The sequence below is a fragment of the Rhodovulum sp. 12E13 genome (genome assembly GCF_003340565.1).
Classification (GTDB): Bacteria; Pseudomonadota; Alphaproteobacteria; order Rhodobacterales; family Rhodobacteraceae; genus HLUCCA09.
In genome coordinates, this window is record NZ_QPLK01000014.1 from 35181 (window position 1) to 55988 (window position 20808).

The 20808-nt window shown below is 69.4% G+C and carries 19 protein-coding genes; 13 read left to right on the forward strand and 6 right to left on the reverse strand.

Annotation, left to right across the window (positions count from 1 at the left end; all coding sequences use genetic code 11):
* The first annotated feature begins 71 nt into the window (after positions 1–71).
* The 9 genes from sucC (at position 72) to lpdA (ending at position 10932) form a co-directional block, all read left to right on the forward strand.
* Complete coding sequence (gene sucC, locus DLJ49_RS13015; protein WP_115393991.1) at positions 72–1265, forward strand: ADP-forming succinate--CoA ligase subunit beta; 1194 nt, start codon at positions 72–74, stop codon at positions 1263–1265.
* A gap of 3 nt (positions 1266–1268) precedes the next feature.
* Positions 1269–1793, forward strand: a complete 525-nt coding sequence (locus tag DLJ49_RS13020) for a hypothetical protein (RefSeq protein ID WP_115393992.1) — start codon at positions 1269–1271, stop codon at positions 1791–1793.
* A gap of 46 nt (positions 1794–1839) precedes the next feature.
* Positions 1840–2721 carry a succinate--CoA ligase subunit alpha gene (gene sucD, locus DLJ49_RS13025; protein WP_115393993.1) on the forward strand — a complete coding sequence of 294 codons (882 nt, stop codon included), beginning with the start codon at positions 1840–1842 and terminating at the stop codon, positions 2719–2721.
* A gap of 7 nt (positions 2722–2728) precedes the next feature.
* Positions 2729–3868 carry a glycosyltransferase family 2 protein gene (locus DLJ49_RS13030; protein WP_115393994.1) on the forward strand — a complete coding sequence of 380 codons (1140 nt, stop codon included), beginning with the start codon at positions 2729–2731 and terminating at the stop codon, positions 3866–3868.
* 187 nt (positions 3869–4055) lie between these two features.
* A complete protein-coding gene (locus DLJ49_RS13035) occupies positions 4056–7013 on the forward strand; it encodes a 2-oxoglutarate dehydrogenase E1 component (protein ID WP_115393995.1) in 2958 nt (985 codons plus the stop codon).
* A 3-nt stretch (positions 7014–7016) separates the two neighbouring features.
* Positions 7017–8549, forward strand: coding sequence for a 2-oxoglutarate dehydrogenase complex dihydrolipoyllysine-residue succinyltransferase (odhB, locus tag DLJ49_RS13040; RefSeq protein ID WP_115393996.1), 1533 nt, complete (start codon positions 7017–7019; stop codon positions 8547–8549).
* A 71-nt stretch (positions 8550–8620) separates the two neighbouring features.
* Positions 8621–9010: a cupin domain-containing protein gene (locus tag DLJ49_RS13045; protein ID WP_115393997.1), complete on the forward strand. Its 390-nt coding sequence runs from the start codon at positions 8621–8623 to the stop codon at positions 9008–9010.
* A 32-nt stretch (positions 9011–9042) separates the two neighbouring features.
* On the forward strand, positions 9043–9444 hold the full coding sequence (locus DLJ49_RS13050; protein WP_115394051.1) for an MAPEG family protein: 402 nt from the start codon (positions 9043–9045) through the stop codon (positions 9442–9444).
* A 93-nt stretch (positions 9445–9537) separates the two neighbouring features.
* Positions 9538–10932 carry a dihydrolipoyl dehydrogenase gene (gene lpdA / locus DLJ49_RS13055; RefSeq protein ID WP_115393998.1) on the forward strand — a complete coding sequence of 465 codons (1395 nt, stop codon included), beginning with the start codon at positions 9538–9540 and terminating at the stop codon, positions 10930–10932.
* 309 nt (positions 10933–11241) lie between these two features.
* On the opposite strand, the gene DLJ49_RS13060 is transcribed toward lpdA, so the two are convergent.
* From DLJ49_RS13060 to DLJ49_RS13070, 3 genes are all read right to left on the reverse strand, one after another.
* Complete coding sequence (locus DLJ49_RS13060) at positions 11242–12246, reverse strand: fatty acid desaturase (protein WP_115393999.1); 1005 nt, start codon at positions 12244–12246, stop codon at positions 11242–11244.
* Positions 12247–12484: 238 nt separating this feature from the next.
* Positions 12485–14011, reverse strand: a complete 1527-nt coding sequence (locus DLJ49_RS13065) for a cryptochrome/photolyase family protein (RefSeq protein WP_115394052.1) — start codon at positions 14009–14011, stop codon at positions 12485–12487.
* Complete coding sequence (locus DLJ49_RS13070; protein ID WP_115394000.1) at positions 14008–14673, reverse strand: SDR family NAD(P)-dependent oxidoreductase; 666 nt, start codon at positions 14671–14673, stop codon at positions 14008–14010. The genes DLJ49_RS13065 and DLJ49_RS13070 overlap by 4 nt, the downstream gene beginning before the upstream one ends.
* Positions 14674–14775: 102 nt before the next feature.
* On the opposite strand from DLJ49_RS13070, the gene DLJ49_RS13075 reads away from it, so the two are divergent.
* Complete coding sequence (locus tag DLJ49_RS13075; protein ID WP_115394001.1) at positions 14776–15549, forward strand: SdiA-regulated/phytase-like domain-containing protein; 774 nt, start codon at positions 14776–14778, stop codon at positions 15547–15549.
* Between the two features lie 31 nt (positions 15550–15580).
* On the opposite strand, the gene DLJ49_RS13080 is transcribed toward DLJ49_RS13075, so the two are convergent.
* Positions 15581–16426: a hypothetical protein gene (locus DLJ49_RS13080; RefSeq protein ID WP_115394002.1), complete on the reverse strand. Its 846-nt coding sequence runs from the start codon at positions 16424–16426 to the stop codon at positions 15581–15583.
* Between the two features lie 306 nt (positions 16427–16732).
* Here DLJ49_RS13080 and DLJ49_RS13085 point away from each other — a divergent pair, with 306 nt between their 5' ends.
* Complete coding sequence (locus DLJ49_RS13085) at positions 16733–16993, forward strand: YjhX family toxin (protein WP_115394003.1); 261 nt, start codon at positions 16733–16735, stop codon at positions 16991–16993.
* A gap of 24 nt (positions 16994–17017) precedes the next feature.
* Here the strand turns inward: DLJ49_RS13085 and maiA are convergent, their stop codons facing one another.
* Together maiA and DLJ49_RS13095 are read right to left on the reverse strand one after the other, a co-directional pair.
* Positions 17018–17635, reverse strand: coding sequence for a maleylacetoacetate isomerase (maiA, locus tag DLJ49_RS13090; RefSeq protein WP_115394004.1), 618 nt, complete (start codon positions 17633–17635; stop codon positions 17018–17020).
* Positions 17632–18135, reverse strand: a complete 504-nt coding sequence (locus DLJ49_RS13095; protein ID WP_233488996.1) for a MarR family winged helix-turn-helix transcriptional regulator — start codon at positions 18133–18135, stop codon at positions 17632–17634. Before DLJ49_RS13095 ends, maiA begins: the two co-directional genes overlap by 4 nt.
* A 76-nt stretch (positions 18136–18211) precedes the next feature.
* Between DLJ49_RS13095 and hmgA the strand changes: the two genes are divergently transcribed.
* Together hmgA and fahA are read left to right on the forward strand one after the other, a co-directional pair.
* Positions 18212–19573 carry a homogentisate 1,2-dioxygenase gene (gene hmgA, locus DLJ49_RS13100; RefSeq protein ID WP_115394006.1) on the forward strand — a complete coding sequence of 454 codons (1362 nt, stop codon included), beginning with the start codon at positions 18212–18214 and terminating at the stop codon, positions 19571–19573.
* On the forward strand, positions 19570–20805 hold the full coding sequence (fahA, locus tag DLJ49_RS13105; protein WP_115394007.1) for a fumarylacetoacetase: 1236 nt from the start codon (positions 19570–19572) through the stop codon (positions 20803–20805). Before hmgA ends, fahA begins: the two co-directional genes overlap by 4 nt.
* Positions 20806–20808 lie beyond the last annotated feature (3 nt).

A 20808-nucleotide genomic window follows, 5' to 3' on the forward strand; every position in this document is an offset into this window, starting at 1 on the left:
CCGTTTGAACGGGCAGGATGACGTGCCAAGGACGCTGCAGCGCGCGATTGACACCACGACGGGACAGCCACGTGAACATCCATGAGTACCAGGCGAAGGCGCTCCTTCGCAGCTACGGAGCCCCGGTCTCGGACGGCCGGGCGGTGACGAAGGCAGAAGAGGCGAAGACCGCCGCCGCCGAGCTTGACGGCCCCCTCTGGGTGGTCAAGGCGCAGATCCATGCCGGCGGGCGCGGCAAGGGCCACTTCCAGGAGCCCGACGCGGGCGAGAAGGGCGGCGTGCGGCTGACCAAGTCGGTGGAGGAGGCGGCCGACGAGGCCAAGCGCATGCTCGGCCGGACGCTGATCACGCACCAGACCGGCCCGGCGGGCAAGCAGGTCAACCGCATCTACATCGAGGACGGCTCCGGCATCGAGCGCGAGCTCTACCTCGCCCTGCTGGTCGACCGCACCACGAGCCGCATCTCGTTCGTCTGCTCCACCGAGGGCGGCATGGACATCGAGGAGGTCGCCGCCTCCACCCCGGAAAAGATCCTGTCGTTCTCGGTCGACCCGGCCACGGGCTACCAGCCGTTCCACGGGCGGCGCATCGCCTTCTCGCTGGGGCTGACGGGCCCGCAGGTGAAGCAGTGCGTGGCGCTGATGGGCACGCTCTATCGTCTCTTCGTCGAGAAGGACATGGAGATGCTCGAGATCAACCCCCTGATCGTGACCGACAAGGGGGATCTGAAGTGCCTCGACGCCAAGATGGGCTTCGATTCCAACGCGCTCTACCGCCACCCCGACATCCTCGCCCTGCGCGACGAGACGGAGGAAGACCCCAAGGAGTTGGCCGCGAGCAAGTTCGACCTCAACTACATTGCCCTCGACGGCGAGATCGGCTGCATGGTCAACGGCGCCGGGCTGGCCATGGCGACGATGGACATCATCAAGCTCTACGGCGCGGAGCCTGCCAACTTCCTCGACGTGGGCGGCGGCGCCTCCAAGGAGAAGGTGACGGAAGCCTTCAAGATCATCACCTCGGACAGCAACGTGAAGGGCATCCTCGTCAACATCTTCGGCGGCATCATGCGCTGTGACATCATCGCCGACGGCGTGATCGCGGCGGTGAAGGAAGTGGGCCTGCAGGTGCCGCTCGTGGTGCGCCTCGAGGGGACCAACGTGGAGAAGGGCAAGGAAATCATCGAGACCTCGGGCCTCAACGTGATCGCCGCCGACGACCTCTCGGACGCGGCAGAGAAGATCGTGAAGGCGGTGAAGGGGTAGGGCATGCGCGCGCGCCTCGTATTCTGCGCCGCGCTTGTTGCGCTTTCCGGGCCGGCCGCCGCTCAGGGCGTTCTGGAAGATTCGGCCGCCTCTGGCGCTCTCCTGACGGGGGCGTGCGTGCCCGATACGCTCGACTTTCCCGCGCTGTTCGAGGCGGCAAAAGCGGGCGCCATGGAGGCGGGCTTGCCGGCGGCGATGGACAGCGACGAGGCGGCGATGTTCGGCGATCCGGGCGGGGCGCACCTGATGGTGGCGCGTACGGTCGACTCGCTGGCCTGCCGGCTGACCCTGCCCGCGCCCGCGGGGTCGCAGGAGTATTACGCCGCGCTCCGGGCCGAGATCGAGGCCGCGGTTGCGGCAGTCTACCCCGACGCGCTCTCGGTCGAGGCCGACACGCCCTCGCCGCACGAGGACAAGCACGAATGGGTGTTCCGGGTGCCGGCCGAGCGGCACTTCGCGGCCACGCTGACATGGCAGGTGGAGGACGGCGTGACGCTCGGGATCGGATACCGCCAGATTTACGACTGACACGGCCCGCCTGGTGCGGCCGAGACGACATCGCAAGGAAGACAACATGGCCATCCTCGTCGACGAAAATACCAAGGTGATCTGCCAGGGCTTTACCGGCTCGCAGGGCACCTTTCACTCCGAACAGGCCATCGCCTACGGCACGCAGATGGTGGGCGGCGTCACGCCCGGGAAGGGGGGGCAGGAGCACCTGGGCCTGCCCGTGTTCGACAGCTGCCACGAGGCGGTGGAGAAGACCGGCGCCAACGCCAGCGTGATCTACGTGCCGCCGCCCTTTGCGGCCGACTCGATCCTCGAGGCGATCGACGCCGAGATCCCGCTGATCTGCTGCATCACCGAGGGCATCCCGGTGCTCGACATGATGAAGGTCAAGCGCGCGCTGGAAGGCTCGGCCAGCCGCCTGATCGGGCCGAACTGCCCCGGCGTCATCACCCCCGGCGCGTGCAAGATCGGCATCATGCCCGGCCACATTCACAGCCGCGGCCGGGTGGGCGTCGTCTCCCGCTCGGGCACGCTGACCTACGAGGCGGTCAAGCAGACCTCCGATTCCGGTCTCGGCCAGTCGACGGCGGTGGGTGTGGGTGGCGATCCGATCAAGGGGATGGAGCATATCGACGTGCTCGAGATGTTCCTCGCCGACGACGAGACGCAGGCGATCATCATGATCGGCGAGATCGGCGGCTCGGCCGAGGAGGACGCGGCCGACTTTCTCGCCTCCGAGAAGAAGAAGGGGCGGTGGAAGCCGACCGCCGGCTTCATCGCCGGCCGCACCGCGCCCCCGGGCCGCAGGATGGGCCACGCGGGCGCCATCGTCGCGGGCGGCAAGGGCGGCGCCGACGACAAGATCGAGGCGATGAAGCGCGCCGGCATCGTTGTCGCCGACAGCCCCGCCCATCTGGGTCAAGCTGTGTTGGAAGCGATCGGGTGACACGACCATGGCGCAAGATCCGAAGAGCGTCGTGATGTCCGAGGCGCAGCCCGTCGTGACCGGCGGTCTAACTTGGGGGCTTTGCGTGGCGACCCTCGATCGCCCGCAGGTGTTAGAGTTGTGCGTTCAGCATGCCCTGGAGCAGTCGCGCCTGCCCTGCGAGATCGTAATCGTTGATGCCAGCGTTGCGTGGCAGCAGACGAAAGACCGGATCGCCGCCCTAGTCCGCCCGCGCGGCATCCCGCTGCACTACATCGAGGCGCCGAAGCGCTCCTCTGCCGCCCAGCGCAATGCCGCCATCCGTCTCGCCCAGGCCGACATCTTGTTCCTGATCGATGACGACAGTTTCCTGTTTCCAGATTGCGCCGCCCGCCTTCTCGCTGCTTACGAGTCGGACCCGACTGCATCCATTGCAGCAATTGCAGCCACTTCCGAGACGCAAGCCACCGCTCTGATGATACGCACATCATCTCCTACCGAAGGCGGCGCGCTCCACAGTAAGCGGCAGGCCAAGCAGAATTGGCAGCAGAGCGCTATCGCCCGGTCGCGGCTGGGTCAGTGGCTGCGCCGCGAGGTCCTCATGATGTCCATCGACCGCATGTTCGTTCCCTACACCGACCGGCAACCGCGTCATCACGTGCCTAAAAACGCAGCGGCCACGGACGCCGCCCTTAAGCCCACCAATCAGATCGGCGGCGCGGTGATGACGGTGCGCCGTGACGTGGCGCTCAAGGAACCTTTCGAGGATTCGCTGCTCTCCTATTCGCCCACCGAGGATATCGAGGCGTCCTACCGCTTCCAGCGCCACGGCGCATTAATGCGGCACCCCGGCGCTCGCCTCTTCCATTTGGAGGCGGCTGCCGGGCGGGAGAAACGCCGCAAAACGGCTGAGCTCACGGCCATGAATTGGGCGTTCTTCATCCGCCGCCATTCCGTCGATCCCGTACGCGATCGCCGCAGCTATTATCGCTTTTTGGTCCGCAAGATCTTCGCCGAGTTTCTTAAGGACGGGCTCGCGGGTCGCTTCGCGTTCCCGCAGGCGCTCGGCATGGTGCATGGTGCCGTGGCCGCGCCCGCCATCTTCCGCCACGGCGACGACGGCCTGGATGCCTTCTTTGCCGAGTTACAGAAAGAGGTGTTGCGATGACTGCCGCTGCCTTCGGCCGCGGGTGCGTCCGTCCGCGCCGGCATCGTTGTCGCCGACAGCCCCGCCCATCTGGGCCAGGCCGTTCTGGAGGCGATCGGCTGAGGGCCGGTCGCCCGGGTCGAGGCGGACGGAGCGCGACCCGTTCGCCCGGAAGGGTGGCGCGCATATCGAGACAGGAGCTCCGCTGATGACCGAGCAAAGCCGCAACGACATCTTCCACGCCTCGTCCTTCCTGCAGGGGCAGAACGCCGAGTATATCGAGCAGCTCTACGCCCGGTATGCCGACGACTCGGATGCGGTCGATGCCGAGTGGGCGGAGTTCTTCCGCGCCCTCGGCGACCCCGAGCGCGAGGTCAGGGCCGAGGCGCAGGGCCCCTCCTGGGCGCGGGACGCGGCGCCGCAGGCCGACGAGATCATCGCGGCGATGACGGGCGAGTGGCCGGCTGCGGCGGCCGAGGTGAAGGAGGCTGGCACGAAGATCCGCGCCGAGGCCGACCGCCGCGGCGTCACCGTCACCGACGAGCAGGTCAAGCGGGCGGTGCTCGACTCGGTCCGCGCGCTCATGCTGATCCGCGCCTACCGCATCCGCGGGCACCTGGCGGCCGATCTCGACCCGCTGGGCATGCGCGAGCCAGAGGAGCGGCCGGAGCTCGACCCGAAATCCTACGGCTTCACCGAGGCCGACATGGATCGGCCGATCTTCATCGACAACGTGCTGGGCCTGCAGACAGCCACGATGCGCCAGATCGTGGAGATCGTGAAGCGCACCTATTGCGGCACCTTCGCGCTTCAGTACATGCACATCTCCGACCCCGAGCAGTCCGCCTGGCTCAAGGAGCGGATCGAGGGCTTCGACAAGGAGATCAAGTTCACCCGCGAGGGTCGGCGCGCGATCCTCAACAAGCTGGTCGAGGCGGAGGGCTTCGAGAAGTATCTGCACGTCAAGTACATGGGCACCAAGCGCTTCGGCCTCGACGGCGGCGAGGCGCTGATCCCCGCGATGGAGCAGATCATCAAGCGGGGCGGCGCGCTCGGCGTGAAGGAGATCGTGATCGGAATGCCGCATCGCGGCCGCCTCAGCGTGCTGGCCAACGTGATGGGCAAGCCCTACCGCGCGATCTTCCATGAGTTCCAGGGCGGCAGCTTCAAGCCCGAGGACGTGGACGGCTCGGGCGACGTGAAATACCACCTCGGTGCCTCGTCGGACCGCGAGTTCGACGGCAATTCGGTGCACCTGTCGCTCACCGCCAACCCCAGCCACCTCGAGGCGGTCAACCCGGTCGTGCTGGGAAAGGCGCGCGCCAAGCAGGATCAGCGCAACGACCCCGAGCGCAAGAAGGTGCTGCCGATCCTGCTGCACGGCGATGCGGCCTTCGCCGGGCAGGGCGTGGTGGCCGAGTGTTTCGGCCTGTCGGGGCTCAAGGGGCACCGCACGGGCGGCACGATCCACCTCGTGGTGAACAACCAGATCGGCTTCACCACGGCGCCGCACTTCTCGCGCTCCTCGCCCTATCCGACCGACATCGCGCTGATGGTCGAGGCGCCGATCTTCCACGTCAACGGCGACGATCCCGAGGCCGTGGTGCATGCCGCCAAGGTCGCCACCGAGTTCCGCCAGAAGTTCGGCAAGGACGTGGTGATCGACATGTTCTGCTACCGGCGGTTCGGCCACAACGAGGGTGACGAGCCGATGTTCACCAATCCGCTGATGTACAAGCGGATCAAGAAGCACAAGACCACGCTGTCGCTCTACACCGAGCGGCTCGTGAGGGACGGGCTGATCCCCGAGGGCGAGATCGAGGACATGAAGGCGGCCTTCCAGAGCCACCTCGCCGACGAGTTCGAGGCCGGCAAGGACTACCGCCCCAACAAGGCCGACTGGCTCGACGGGCGCTGGTCGCATCTCGATCCCAACCGCGACGATTACCAACGCGGCGAGACGGCCATCGCGCCCGAGACGCTCGAGCAGGTCGGCCGGGCGCTCACGCGGTTGCCCGAAGGCTTCCCCGTGCACAAGACCGTCTCGCGCCTCCTCGAGGCGAAGGGCAGCATGTTCGAGACGGGCCGCGGCTTCGACTGGGCGACGGCCGAGGCGATGGCCTTCGGCTCGCTGCTGATCGAGGGCTATCCCGTCCGTCTGGCGGGGCAGGACAGCACGCGCGGCACGTTCTCGCAGCGCCATTCCGGCATCATCAACCAGGAGACGGAAGAGCGGTATTACCCGCTGAACAACATCCGCGAGGGGCAGGCGAAATACGAGGTCATCGACTCGATGCTCTCTGAATACGCCGTCCTCGGCTTCGAATACGGCTATTCGCTGGCCGAACCGAATGCGCTCACGCTCTGGGAGGCGCAGTTCGGCGACTTCGCCAACGGCGGTCAGATCATGTTCGACCAGTTCATCTCGTCGGGCGAGTCGAAATGGCTGCGCATGTCGGGCCTCGTCTGCCTGCTGCCGCACGGATACGAGGGGCAGGGGCCCGAGCACTCGTCGGCCCGGCTAGAGCGGTTCCTGACGATGTGCGGCGGCGACAACTGGATCGTGGCCAACTGCACGACGCCGGCCAACTACTTCCATATCCTGCGACGGCAGCTGCACCGGACGTTCCGCAAGCCGCTCATCCTGATGACGCCCAAGTCGCTGTTGCGGCACAAGCTGGCGATCTCCGACGTCGACGACTTCACCACCGGCTCGTCGTTCCACCGCGTGCTGTGGGACGACGCCGAGAAGGGGCACAGCAGCACGACGCTGGCACCCGACGACCAGATCCGGCGCGTGGTGATGTGCTCGGGCAAGGTCTATTACGACCTGCTGGAAGAGCGCGACGCCCGCGGTATCGACGATGTCTACCTGCTCCGGATCGAGCAGTTCTACCCGTTCCCGGCGCTGTCGGCGGTCAAGGAGCTGGAGCGCTTCAAGAAGGCCGAGGTGATCTGGTGCCAGGAAGAGCCCAAGAACCAGGGCGCCTGGGCCTTCATCGAGCCGAACATCGAATGGGTGCTTACCCGCATCAAGTCGAGGCATTCGCGCCCCCGCTATGTCGGCCGGGCCGCCGCCGCCTCCCCCGCCACCGGCCTCGCCTCGCAGCACAAGGCCCAGCAAGCCGCCCTCGTCGACGAGGCGCTGACGATCGAAGGAAACTGAGCGATGTCCACCGAAGTCCGAGTGCCCACGCTGGGCGAGAGCGTCACCGAAGCGACGGTGGCGACGTGGTTCAAGAAGCCGGGCGAGAGCGTGTCGGCCGACGAGATGCTGTGCGAGCTGGAGACCGACAAGGTAACCGTCGAGGTGCCCGCCCCCGCCGCCGGCACGCTGGGCGAGATCGTCGCCGGCGAGGGCGAGACGGTGGGCGTCGACGCCCTGCTCGCCACCATCGTCGAGGAGGCGGGCAAGGCCGCGCAGGCCGAGCGCGCCGCCGAGCCGAAGTCCGCGGCGTCCGAGACGCCGAAGGCCCCCGCCGGCGGCTCGGGCAAGACGGTCGACGTGATGGTGCCCGCGCTCGGCGAGAGCGTCAGCGAGGCCACCGTGGCGACGTGGTTCAAGACGGTGGGCGACACGGTTGCGCGCGACGAGATGCTGTGCGAGCTGGAGACCGACAAGGTGTCGGTCGAGGTGCCCGCCCCGGCGGCCGGCACGCTGTCGGAGATCCTCGCGCCAGAGGGCGAGACGGTCGCCGCCTCGGCCAGGCTCGCGGTGATCGCCGAAGGGGAGGGCGCCGCGCCTGCCCCCGCGGAGGAGGCCCCCGCGCCGGCGCAGGAGGCGGCGCACTCCCCTGCCGCGCCTGCCCCGGCGGCCGATGTCGAGCACGCCCCCTCGGCCAGGAAGCTCATGGAGGAGAAGGGCGTGTCGCCCGACCGCGTGCAGGGCACCGGCAAGGACGGCCGCATCATGAAGGAGGATGTGCTCAAGGCGTTGACCGCCCCGTCCGAGACGCCTGCGCCCCCCGCCCCCCCGCGCGCTCCCGTTCCGGCCGAGGACGCCGCCCGCGAGGAACGGGTCAAGATGACCCGCCTGCGCCAGACCATCGCCCGTCGCCTCAAGGACGCGCAGAACAGCGCCGCGATGCTGACCACCTACAACGAGGTGGACATGACCGAGGTCATGGGCCTGCGCAGCGAATACAAGGACGCCTTCGAGAAGCGCCACGGCGTAAAGCTCGGCTTCATGTCGTTCTTCGTGAAGGCGTGCTGCCTCGCGCTCAAGGACGTGCCCGAGGTCAACGCCGAGATCGACGGCACCGACATCGTCTACAAGAACTTCGTGCACATGGGCATCGCCGTCGGCACGCCCACCGGCCTCGTCGTGCCCGTGGTGCGCGACGCCGACCAGATGTCGTTCGCCGCCATCGAGAAGAAGATCAACGAGCTCGGCGCCCGCGCCCGCGACGGCAAGCTGTCGATGGCCGAGATGCAGGGCGGCACCTTCACCATCTCCAACGGCGGGGTGTACGGGTCGCTGATGTCATCGCCGATCCTCAACCCGCCGCAATCGGGCATCCTCGGCATGCACAAGATCCAGGAGCGGCCGATGGTGGTGAAGGGTCAGATCGTGGCCCGGCCGATGATGTATCTCGCGCTCAGCTACGACCACCGCATCGTCGACGGAAAGGGCGCGGTGACCTTCCTCGTCCGCGTCAAGGAGGCGCTGGAGGATCCCCGCCGCATCCTGATGGATCTGTGAGCGCGCGGGGCGGGGCCCGGGCGGGCCCCGCCCGCGTTCCGCCCCTCCACGGATCCGCAAGGAGGACAGCCATGACAGACCCCGTCCACATCCCCGCAGGCAGCCCCGACCTTCGGCGCTGGAACGACCGGCGCCACGGCCGGGTCCGCTACCGCCTCCTGGTCGACGCCGATTTCGGCCCGAGCCGCGGCCTCACCCAGGGCACGGTGGAGTTCGCCCCGGGGGACCGGGAGAATCGCCACCGCCACCCCGACCATTCCGAAACGGTCCACGTGCTCGACGGCCACGGCGAGGCCGAACTGCCCGGCCGCACCCTGCCGCTCGCGCCCGGCGACACGGTGTTCGTGCCCGCGGGCACGCCCCACGCCTGGTCGGCCCCGGAGGGCGCGATGCGTCTGCTGTTCACCTTCCCCGCCGACCGGCTGGGCGAGGTGACCTACGACTTCGAGGAGGACGGCTGACCGGCCGCCTCCCTGCCCATGAAAGAGACATGATGAGCACCGAACTCACCGTCCTGATCCTCGCCGCGCTCCTTCAGGTCGTGCAATACGCCCTCTTCGCGATCCCCGCCAACATCGAGCTCGGCGTCGAGCGCACCTTGTCGCCGCGCGACGACCCCATCGACCCGTCCGAGGAATGCAGCCCAACCACCGCCCGGCTGGGCCGTGCGCTGAACAACCACTTCGAGGCGTTGATCCTCTTCACCGTCGCCGTCGTCGCGGTGGAGCTGTCGGGCAAGTCCTCGCTCGTCACCCAGCTGTCGGCGCATGCCTACCTGATCGCCCGCATCCTTTACGTTCCCGCCTATGCCTCGGGCGCGGTGCCCTGGCGCTCCGTCCTGTTCGGCGTGGGCTTCCTCGCCACGCTGGTGATGCTGCTCGCCGCGCTCTTCTGACTTCTTCTTGCTTGAAATATCCCGGGGGAGTCGGCCCGGAACGGGCCGACGGGGGCAGCGCCCCCAGACCCCGCCAGACGGAAAGGACGACCCATGGCCTCCTACGACGTGATCATCATCGGCTCGGGCCCCGGCGGCTATGTCTGCGCGATCCGCTGCGCGCAGCTCGGGCTGAAGACAGCCTGCGTCGAGGGGCGCGAGACACTCGGCGGCACCTGTCTGAACGTGGGCTGCATCCCGTCCAAGGCGCTGCTGCACGCCTCCCACCAGCTGCACGAGGCCGAGCACAACTTCGAGAAGATGGGGCTCAAGGTCGCCGCGCCCAAGGTCGACTGGAAGGCGATGCTGGCCTACAAGGATGACACGATCGCCCAGAACACCAAGGGCATCGAGTTCCTCTTCAAGAAGAACAAGGTCGACTGGCTGAAGGGCTGGGGTGCGATTCCCGAGGCGGGCAAGGTCAAGGTCGGCGACGAGGTGCACGAGGCGAAGCACATCGTGATCGCCACCGGCTCCGAAGCCGCCTCGATCCCGGGCGCCGAGGTGGAGATCGACGAGAAGGTGGTGGTGACATCCACCGGCGCGCTGGAACTGGCCAAGATCCCCAAGCGGATGGTCGTGGTGGGCGGCGGCGTGATCGGGCTCGAGCTCGGCTCGGTCTATTCGCGCCTCGGCACCGAGGTGACGGTGATCGAGTATCTCGACAAGGTCACGCCGACGATGGACGGCGAGGTCTCCAAGACCTTCCAGCGCATCCTCGGCCGGCAGGGCCTGTCCTTCGTGATGGGCGCGGCGGTGTCGAAGGTCGCGGCGACCAAGACCAAGGCGAAGGTCACCTATACCGACCGCAAGAAGGAGACCGAACACGAGATCGACACCGACGTGGTGCTCGTTTCCACCGGCCGCAAGCCCTTCACCGACGGGCTGGGGCTCGAGGCGCTCGGCGTGAAGATGACCGATCGCGGGCAGGTCGCGACCGACGGGCACTGGAAGACGAACGTCGAGGGCGTCTGGGCGATCGGCGACTGCATCGAGGGCCCGATGCTGGCCCACAAGGCCGAGGACGAGGGGATGGCCGTGGCCGAGAGCATTGCCGGGCAGGCCGGCCATGTGAATTACGGCGTGATCCCCTCGGTCATCTACACCCATCCGGAGGTGGCGCTGGTGGGCGCGACCGAGGAAGAGCTGAAGGAGGCCGGCCGCGACTACAAGGTCGGCAAGTTCAACTTCATGGGCAACGGGCGGGCCAAGGCCAACTTCGCCGCCGACGGCTTCGTCAAGATCCTCGCCGACAAGGCCACCGACCGGGTGCTCGGCGCCCACATCATCGGCCCGATGGCGGGCGACCTGATCCACGAGATCTGCGTCGGCATGGAATTCGGCGCGGCGGCCGAGGACATCGCGCGCACTTGCCACGCCCACCCGACCTATTCCGAGGCGGTGCGCGAGGCGGCACTGGCCTGCGGCGACGGCCCGATCCATTCCTGAAGCGCCCGCATACGGCGCCGGCAGAGGGGGGCGTTGCCCCCCGTCGCCTTCGGCGCCTCCCCCGAGAGTATTTCGACCAAGATGATGGGGCAGGGCGCGCCCGGGCGGGCGCCGGTCTCAGATGAAGGGCACGAAGGGCACGCCGCACCCCGCGAGCGCGAGGAAGAGGGCGACGGGCGCGAGGCGGCGGAGTCGATCCGGGGTCATGCGTCTCTCTCGCAGGGCTTCAATGTCGTGACGGTGCCTGCCTGCCCCGCGCGGCGCAAGAGCGTGGGAGTGCCGGCGGGCGGAGCGTTGCCATGTCGCCTCTCAGGGCAGCGCGGCCCGGCCGGGCCCGGCGACGGGCGCGGTCACGGAACCAGTCACCGGCCCGGGCACGGGACGAGTCACCGCCCCCCCCGACTGCGCCGCCGCCGGTCCCTCGGGGGTGGGCCAGAGCGGGTGCGGCACCGGATCCTTCGCGCGGAGCAGGTGGCGGCGGATCACCTCGGCATAGCTCGCGTAACGGTAGCCGCGGTTGCGGCGCAGGTACCGGCCGGGCCGGGCGAAATAGAGGCCCGGCAGGCGATACCAGGGCAGCTCGGGGTGCATGTGGTGGACGAGGTGGAAGTTGTTGTTGAGAAACAGCAGCGCGAGCGGCCCGCGGTCCTCGATCACGACGGTGCGGCCGGCGGTGTGCTCGTGGGCCCGGTGCTCGAGGAAGGTGCGGATCTTGACGAGGCCGTGGCCGGCGTAGACCGCGACGAGGTAGGCCCAGAGCGGCATCGCCGAGAGGGTCACGAGGGTGAGCACAAGGCCGGCGGGGGCGACATGGGCCGCCCAGGCGCGACGCACCCGCACGTCGCCCGCGCGGATCCGCCGCCAGTCGCCTAGGACGAAGGCGACCTGCGCGATGGCCGGCCCGAGAAAGACGCGGCCGACAAGGGTGTTGTTGGCACGCAGGAGCGCGCGCACCGGGGCCGGCAGCCGCCAGAACACCGCCGGGTCCATGTAGTTGCTTTCCGGATCGTCGTAGGGATCGGTCAGGTTGGCGTCGCGGTGGTGGGCGAGGTGATCGTCGCGGAACCGGCCGTAGGGCACCAGGAGACCGAGCGCCGGCCAGACGAGGGCGGCGTTGAGCCACGGGTGGCGGGTCGGGTGGCCATGGATCGCCTCGTGCGTGAGCGAGGAATGGAGCGCGACGGTGACGGCGGCGAGGCCGATGGCGGCGGGCAGGGAGAGCGCGGGGAGCAGCCAGACCGCCGCCCCCCAGAGCGCGTAGCAGGCGGCGAGCAGGAGCAGGGTCGGCCACTCGGCCGGGGCGCGCGAGGTCATCTTTCCTCCATGAGCGGGGGGCGGGCGCAGCGCGTCGGCGGCTCCGGCCGTTACGGACCCGTCATATCAATGGTCGGACAGGCGCGGGAATTGGGCGTCTGGGCACCAGACTCCGCAAATCCGGGAGAATAGTCGCGCCGCGTGGGGTTTTCCCTGCGCCTTGATCCGCGCCGCGCCGCCGAAGAAGGCAGGGGGCGGCGAGCCGGGGCGCTGCGACGCCTAGCCCGGCGCTGGCGGCTCAGACCCGCTCGCCCGCACTCATCCGTTCGAGGAAGCCGTTTGCCTCGGCGAGGATCGCGTCGCGCTTCGGCCCCGCCATGCGGTCCCACGTCGCGTACATCTGCGCCATGCGCGGGTTCTTCTCGAACCGGTCGCGGTGGCGGTGCAGGAAGGCCCAGTAGAGCAGGTTGAAGGGGCAGGCGCCGGCGCCGGTCTTCGTCTTGACCGAATAGGCGCAGTGGTCGCAGTAGTTCGACATCTTCGCGATGTAGTTTCCCGACGAGACGTAGGGCTTGGAGGCGACGACCCCGCCGTCGGCGAACTGGGTCATGCCGATCGTGTTGCCGGCCATCACCCAGTCGTAGGCGTCGACGAACGCGGCGAGATACCAGTCGTGCACCTCGCGCGGGGCGAGGCCGGCGAGCAGGGCGAAGTTGCCGGTGACCATCAGCCGCTGGATGTGGTGGGCGTAGCCCTCGTCGCGGACCTGGCCGACCGTCTCGGCGATACAGCGCATGTCCGTCGCCGCGCCCCAGAACATCGGCGGCAGCGGGCGGTCGTGCTGCAGCGCGTTGCGGTCGAGATAGGCGGGGCCGTGGTGGAAGTAGATTCCGCGGATGTATTCGCGCCAGCCGATGACCTGGCGGATGAAGCCCTCGACGGCATTGAGCGGTGCGTGGCCGTCGCGCCAGGCCTGTTCGGCCGCCTCGCAGACCTCGCGTGGGTCGAGCAGGCCGGCGTTCATGTAGAGGCCGATGAACGAGTGGTAGAGGAACCGCTCGCCGGTCAGCATCGCGTCCTGGTAGTCTCCGAACTTCGGCAGGGCGCGCTTGATCCAGTGGGCGAGGTGCCGGCGGGCCTGTCCCCGGTCGGTTGCGAACCAGAAGGGACGCAAGCTGCCGAAGTTCGACGGGAAGCGCGCCGCGACCAGGTCAAGCACCTCCTCGACCGTGTCGTCGGGGGTGAACCGCATCGGGCCGGAGTAGTCGATGCCCTCGGGCGGCGGCTTGCGGTTCTCGCTGTCGTAGTTCCACCTGCCGCCGGCGGGCTCTCCCTTGTCCATCAGGTAGCCGGTCTTCTGCCGCATCTCGCGGTAGAAGTATTCCATCCGCAGCGACTTGCGCCCCTTGGCCCAGCGGTCGAACTCGGCGTGGCTGGCGAGGAAACGGTCGTCCTCGAGTTGCCGAACGGGCACGGGGCAGTCCGCCAGGGCCGCGATCAGGCGGAACTCGCCGGGCTCGGTCGCCAGCACCTCCCGCGCGCCGGTTTCCTCGGCGCGGCGGACGAGCTCGCCGGCGATCGAGCCGGTGTTGCCGTCGTCGTCGAGGCGGGTGTAGCGTACGGCCCAGCCGTCGTGCTCGAGTTCGGCGGCGAACTTGCGCATCGCCGCGAAGAGGAACGCGATCTTCCTGGGGTGATGGGGAACGTAGCTCGCCTCGCCGTCGACCTCGGCCATCACCACGATGTCGCGCGCCTTGTCGGCCTCGCGCAGGGCCCGGATGCCGGGGCTCAGCTGGTCGCCGAGGATCAGCACGAGGCGGCTCACCACGGGATCTCCCTGCCTTCGTAGTCGAGGAACCGGCCGGACTGCTCGGGCGTCAGGCCGTCGATCACCGCGATCAGGCGCGCCGCAGCCTCGGCCGGTTCGACCGTCGCGTGGCGGCCTGCGTACGGGGCGGTGAAGGCGGTGTGCACGGTGCCGGGGTGCAGGCAGACGGCGCAGGCCTGCTTGCGGGTGCGCCTCAGCTCGATGGCCGCGCCGTGGATCAGCTGGTTGAGCGCCGCCTTGGCCGCGCGGTAGCTGTGCCAGCCGCCGATCCGGTTGTCGCCGATCGAGCCCACCCGCGCCGACAGCACGGCAAAGGTGGCAGGGCGATCCTTAGGGATCAGCGGCAGGGCGTGCTTGAGCAGCAGCATCGGGCCCATCGCGTTCACGCGGAACTGGTCCATGAGCGCTTCCGGCGTAACGGCCGAGACCGCCTTTTCCGGCGAGTGCCCGGCGCCGTCGAGCTTGCCGGTGGCGACGAAGACCAGATCGAAGGGCTTGGCGAGGCGACCGAGCGTGGCCTCGATGCTGGCCTCGTCGGTCAGGTCGAGCCCGTCGGCCGAGCGCGAGAGGCCTGTCACCTCGACGCCTCGCTCGCGCAGGGCATGCGCGATGGCGCCGCCGATGCCGCCAGACGCTCCGATCACGAGTGCACTGTTCATGGGCCCTCCTGTTCCGCACGGCCAGCTAGGGCCGGCGGGGCTGCGGGGAAGGGGCGGGGTGAGAGCGCTTGACCCTCCGCCTCGGTGACGCACCTTTCAGGGATGCGACGCCTCGCCGCTCTCCTGCTCGTCTGCGCACTCGCCGCCCCCGCCCCGGCGATGCAGCTCACCTTGCGCGACAGTTTCGCCTTTCCCCGCCCCGCCTCGATGGAGTGGGATCCGGTCCTCTGCGGGCTGTGGGTGGCTGTCGATGGCCCGCAGGTCTTCCTGCTTACGCCGGCGGGACGGGTCATCCGCGACATCGCGCCGGGGATGCGCGTCATCCGTTCGCTGACGGTCGAGGAGGACGGGCTGCTGCTCGTCGACGGGTGGGGCGGCGTCCAGCGCGTCACCCGCGAGGGCGAGACGCGCGGCGCCCCCTTCCGCCTGCATCCCGACCTGCGCGACGTCGAGGGGATCACGCGCGACGCCTCGGGCGACTTCCTGTTGGTGCAGGACGACGTCTCGCGCCTTTTTCGCGTCTCGCCCGAGGGGGCGATCCGGCAGATGCGCGAGGGCGCGGCCTACGAGCCTGCGCTGCACGAGATGCAGGGCATCGCCCGCGACCCCCTGACGGGCAACCTGCTGGTGGTCGACGACAACGAGGGCCTCAACGCGCTGGTGGAACTGACGCCGGATGGCGCCGAGGTGATCTCGGTCACGCCGCTGTCGGAATGGGGCCACGACGCCGAGGGGGTGGCCGTGCACGCGCAGACCGGAACCCTCTACATCGGGTTCGAGGCGGGGCGGCGCATCGCGCTGTTCGACTATCTGCCGACGCGGCCCGAGGCGGGCCCGGAGGCGTTCGACCAGGGGCCGGACTGCGCCTTTTCCTGAACCGGCGGGCAGCGCCGGGCCACGCGGCGCCTCACACCAGCATGAGCGCGACGAGGATGCCGGAGCCCAGGGTCGCCGCGCCGAGCACCAGCGGCAGCAGCGCACGGCCGCTGTCCTCGTCGGCGCCCACCAGCGCCGCGAGGTCGTCGGCTTCGGTTTCCTGCGGCGCCGGGCCCGGCCGGCGCGGGGCGCAGCGCGGCGCCGCCCGGAGCGCGGCCGCCACAGCTTCGCGCAGGCCGGCCTCGAACGGTGAAGCGCGCCCGGCGGGCTCTAGCATGATCTCCACTGTCTCGGCGGGGCAGATCGTGCCGCAGCGCCGCGCCCGGCCGACGATCCACGCCGCGGTCTCGGCCACGTCGCCGGGCCGGCGCACGATCGCGCTTTCCAGCCGGTAGCCGCCGGATTCGAGCGCGATGGCCACGGGGCGGCGCCGCCGCAGCCCCCGGCGCGGCCCGACCACCACGCGCAAGATGGGGCCGGTCGTTGCCGGGGCCTCGGCCGTGCCCGGCGCGTCTGCGCCCGTCGCCACCGCGTCGTCCGGCCCGGGGGGCTGCGCCTCGTCCGCCACCCTGTTCGCCGCGCAGGGTGCGGCCGTGTCGTCCGGGCGAGGCAGCCGGGGCTCGGCGCGGGGCGGGCGTCGCCGTGCCGGGCGTGGGGGCTCGCCCGCGAGGGCGCGCCGAGAGGGGCGGGCCGTGTCCACTCGCGGGGCGCTCTCGCGGGGCGCGGCCCGCTCCGACACCGCCAGCGGCGCCGGGGGAGTGTCGGGCGGTAGCGAGGCTGTCTCCCGTTCGGCCGCGGCGCCCGCGATCATCTGCCGGATCAGGGCCTCGACCGACGTCTCGGGGTCGGTGTCGGGGGCGGTGGGCGATGCGGACATGGTCAACCTCCGGGCTCGGACACGCCTCAGAAACGGGCACGGCGCTGGAAGCGGCTGGGCCGGAAAACGGCGGAAGCTGGGCGATCGCGGAAAATGCGCGACGCGCGCCGCCGGGCGGGGGCACTGCCAGCCGTTGTGCGGTGGCCCGAATGGGGCTATCGGCATGGGAGCGCCCGAGGGCGCCACCATGGAGAGTGGATGTCAGAGCTTGCGTGAGGGGGCTCTTCCCGAGGGAAGAGCCGACAGGACCTGAAAGGGCGCCCCCAGGGGCGATTGCTGTCATGCCTTCTGCTCAAGAGACATCCTATGAACATCTCACGCACCGAACAGCGCGTCCTGCACGTGCTCTCGCTCGGCGGCCGCATCCTTCACGCCCGCGCAGACGGGGGAAAGGTCGTCGAGGTCACCTGCGTCACCCGAGAGGGCGCGATCCTTGCCGATTGCGATCTGGGTACGTTCCAGTCGCTGCGCCGCAAGAGGCTGATCGAGTCGCGGGGCGGCGCGCCCTACCGCATCTCGCTGAAGGGCCGGCGCTCTGTCCGCGCGCAACTCGACAACCAGGGCTGAGCGCGCCGCCCCGGTGCCCCGCCCTCACCGTGTTGTGCGGTCGGGATGGGCGGCGGCGAAGGCGGGCAGATCCGCCAGCGCCGCGTCGATCCGGCGTAGCTTCGGCAGGGGCGCGAGGTCGACCCCCCAGCGGCGGGCATTGTAGAGTTGCGGCACGAGGCAGATGTCCGCCAGCGTGACGGCATCGCCGTGGCACCGCGCGCCGTTCTCCACCATCGCCTCGAGCGCGGCGAGGCGGGGCCCGATGAACGCCCGCATCCACCCCTCGAGCGTGATCGCGCCGCCGGAGGCGTCGACGGCATGGCGCGCGACGCCGAGGTTGCAGACGGGGTGGATCTCCATCGCCACGGCATGGGCGAGCGCCCGCACCCGCGCCCGCCCCGCGGCCTCGTCCGGCAGCAGGCCGAGGCGCCGCGTCTCGTCGAGGTATTCGCAGATGGCGAGCGACTGGGTGAGGCGCAGCCCGTCGATCTCGAGCACCGGCACCAGGCCCTGGGGGTTGCGCGCGAGGTGCTCCGGCCCCGCCTGCGCCCCCGCGGTCAGGTCGACCGGCACGCTCTCCCAGTCCAGCCCCGCGAGGCCCAGGGCGATCCGGACACGGTAGCTGGCCGACGATCGCCAGTAATCGAAGAGGCGGATCATGCGGGCTCGTCCATCATGCGGTCGAGCGCCGCCTCCAGCGCGCCCAGATGATCGGCCAGCAGCGCTTCGAGCCGCTTCTGGTAGGCCAGCGCCAGCGGCAGCAGCTCGGCCATCAGGGCGTGCCCCTCTACCGTCAGCGACAGCGAGACCAGCCGCCGGTCGCCCGCGTTCGGCGTCTTGGCAACGTAGCCTGCCGCCTCGAGCCGCGCCGCCGCGCGGCTGGCCTTGGATTTCTCGAGGTTCGCGCGCCGCTCGAGGTCGCGCACCGACTGCGCGCCGGCATGGGCCAGGTGCACCAGCACGCGCCATTCCGGCACCCCGATGCCGAACTGCGCGCGGTAGGCCCGGGCGAGCCCGGCGCTCAACCGCTCGGCCGCCACGCTCATCCGGTAGGGCAGGAAGCGATCGAGATCGAAGGCGGGCAGGGGCGTTTCGACAGGCATATCGGGCAGAGAGGGCGGCGTGTCGTCCATCGGCGCGTCCTGGGCGGTTCGTATCATCTGCAACAACTAGCTTGACATCGTTGCCTTTGCAACGAATTGTGCGCACAGCACGCGAATCCGGGGGAGGAGCGAGATGACGCGCCACGAATTGCCCAGCGGCATGGTCCGCGCGACCGACACGACCGGCACGCACGAGGGCTACATGCCCGGCTTCGGCAACGACTTCGAAACCGAGGCGCTGCCGGGTGCCCTGCCGCAGGGCATGAACTCGCCGCAGAAGGTGAATTACGGCCTCTACGGCGAGCAGCTGTCGGGCACCGCCTTCACCGCGCCCAGCCACCAGAACGAGCGGACATGGTGCTATCGCATCCGCCCGTCGGTGAAGCACACGAGTCGCTTCCGGCGGATCGACGTGCCCTACTGGAAATCGGCCCCGAACATCGACCCCGATGTCATCTCGCTCGGCCAGTATCGCTGGGATCCGGTGCCGACCACCGACGCCGGGCTGACCTGGATCACCGGCATGCGCACGATGACCACCGCCGGCGACGTGAACACCCAGGCGGGAATGGCCGCGCACATCTACCTCGTCACCGAGTCGATGGAGGACGCCTATTTCTACTCGGCCGACTCGGAGCTGCTGGTCGTGCCGCAGCAGGGGCGCCTGCGCTTCGCCACGGAGTTGGGCGTGATCGACGTCGCCCCGCAGGAGATCGCGCTGATCCCCCGCGGGCTGGTCTACCGCGTCGAGGTGCTGGAGGGGCCGTGCCGCGGCTTCGTGTGCGAGAATTACGGCCAGAAGTTCGAGCTGCCGGGCCGCGGGCCGATCGGCGCCAACTGCATGGCCAACCGGCGCGACTTCAAGACGCCGGTCGCGGCGTTCGAGGACCGCGACGCGCCCTCCACCGTGACGGTCAAGTGGTGCGGGCAGTTCCACGTCACCGAGATCGGCCACTCGCCGCTCGACGTGGTGGCGTGGCACGGCAACTACGCGCCATGCAAGTACGACCTCTCCACCTACTGCCCCGTCGGCGCGATCCTGTTCGATCATCCCGACCCGTCGATCTTCACCGTGCTCACCGCGCCCTCGGGCGTGCCGGGCACGGCCAATATCGACTTCGTGCTGTTCCGCGAGCGCTGGATGGTGATGGAGGACACGTTCCGCCCGCCCTGGTACCACAAGAACGTCATGTCCGAGCTGATGGGCAACATCTACGGGCAGTACGACGCCAAGCCGCAAGGCTTCGTGCCGGGGGGCATGTCGCTCCACAACATGATGCTTCCCCACGGGCCCGACCGCGAGGCGTTCGAGAAGGCGTCGAACGCCGATCTGAAGCCCGAGAAGCTCGACGACACGATGAGCTTCATGTTCGAGACGCGCTTCCCGCAGCACCTGACCGCCTTCGCCGCCAACGAAGCGCCGCTGCAGGACGACTACATCGACTGCTGGGCCGACATCGAGAAGAAGTTCGACGGCACGCCGGGGGTGAAATGACCCTGGCGAGCTGGGTGGAGTCGGCGAACGGCGACACCGATTTCCCGGTGCAGAACCTGCCGTATGGCGTCTTCGACGCCGGGCTGGGGCCACGCTGCGGCGTGGCGATCGGCGACCAGATCCTTGACATGACCGAGGTGGAGCTCGGCTTCGAGCCGGAACTGTTCTCCGAGCCGGCGTGGAACCGGGTGATGGAGGCGGGGCCGGCGCTCTGGGCCGACCTGCGCGCCAAGCTGACCGAGGTGCTCTCGGACGAAAGCTACCGCGAGAGGGTCGCACCCTGCCTCGTGCCCCAGCAGGGTGTGAAGATGCACCTGCCCTTCCGCGTCGCCGAATACACGGATTTCTACGCCGGCAAGCACCACGCGACCAATGTCGGCACCATGTTTCGCGGGGCGGAGAACGCCCTTCCGCCCAACTGGCTGTCGATCCCCATCGGCTACAACGGGCGGGCCTCGTCGGTCGTGGTGTCAGGTACGCCGGTGCACCGGCCGCTGGGCCAGCTCAAGGGGCCTGACGACGATCTGCCCCGCTTCGGGCCGTCGCAGCGCTTCGACATCGAGCTGGAAATGGGGGCGGTGGTCGGGCAGCCGTCGAGCGGACTGGTGTCGGTCGCGCAGGCCGAGGAGATGATCTTCGGCTATGTCCTGCTCAACGACTGGTCGGCGCGCGACATCCAGTCGTGGGAGTACCAGCCGCTCGGCCCCTTCCAGGCCAAGGCGACGGCGACGACGATCAGCCCCTGGATCGTGACGGCGGCCGCGCTGGAGCCCTTCCGCGCCGAGGCGCCGCCGCGCGAGCGCCCCGTGCTGCCCTATCTGCGGCAGGAGGGGCCGGGCCTCTACGACATCGCGCTGGAGGTGGCGATCGCCTCCGCGGGCCGCGACGAGACGGTGATCGCCCGCACCAACATGCGCGAGCTCTACTGGTCGGCCGCGCAGCAGCTGGCCCACCACGCAAGCTCGGGCTGCCCCATGCGGGTGGGCGACCTGCTCGGCTCGGGCACCATCTCGGGGCCGACGAGGGACAGCCGCGGCTCGCTGCTGGAGCTGAGCTGGGGCGGAAAGGAGCCGGTGGAGATCGGCGGCGGGCAGAGCCGCAGCTTCATCGAGGACAACGACACGCTCATCCTGCGGGGGCAGGCGCAGGGCGACGGCTACTGGGTCGGCTTCGGGCCCTGCACCGGCACCGTGCTGCCCGCCGCGCCCCTGCCCGACTGGGCGAAGGAGTAACGG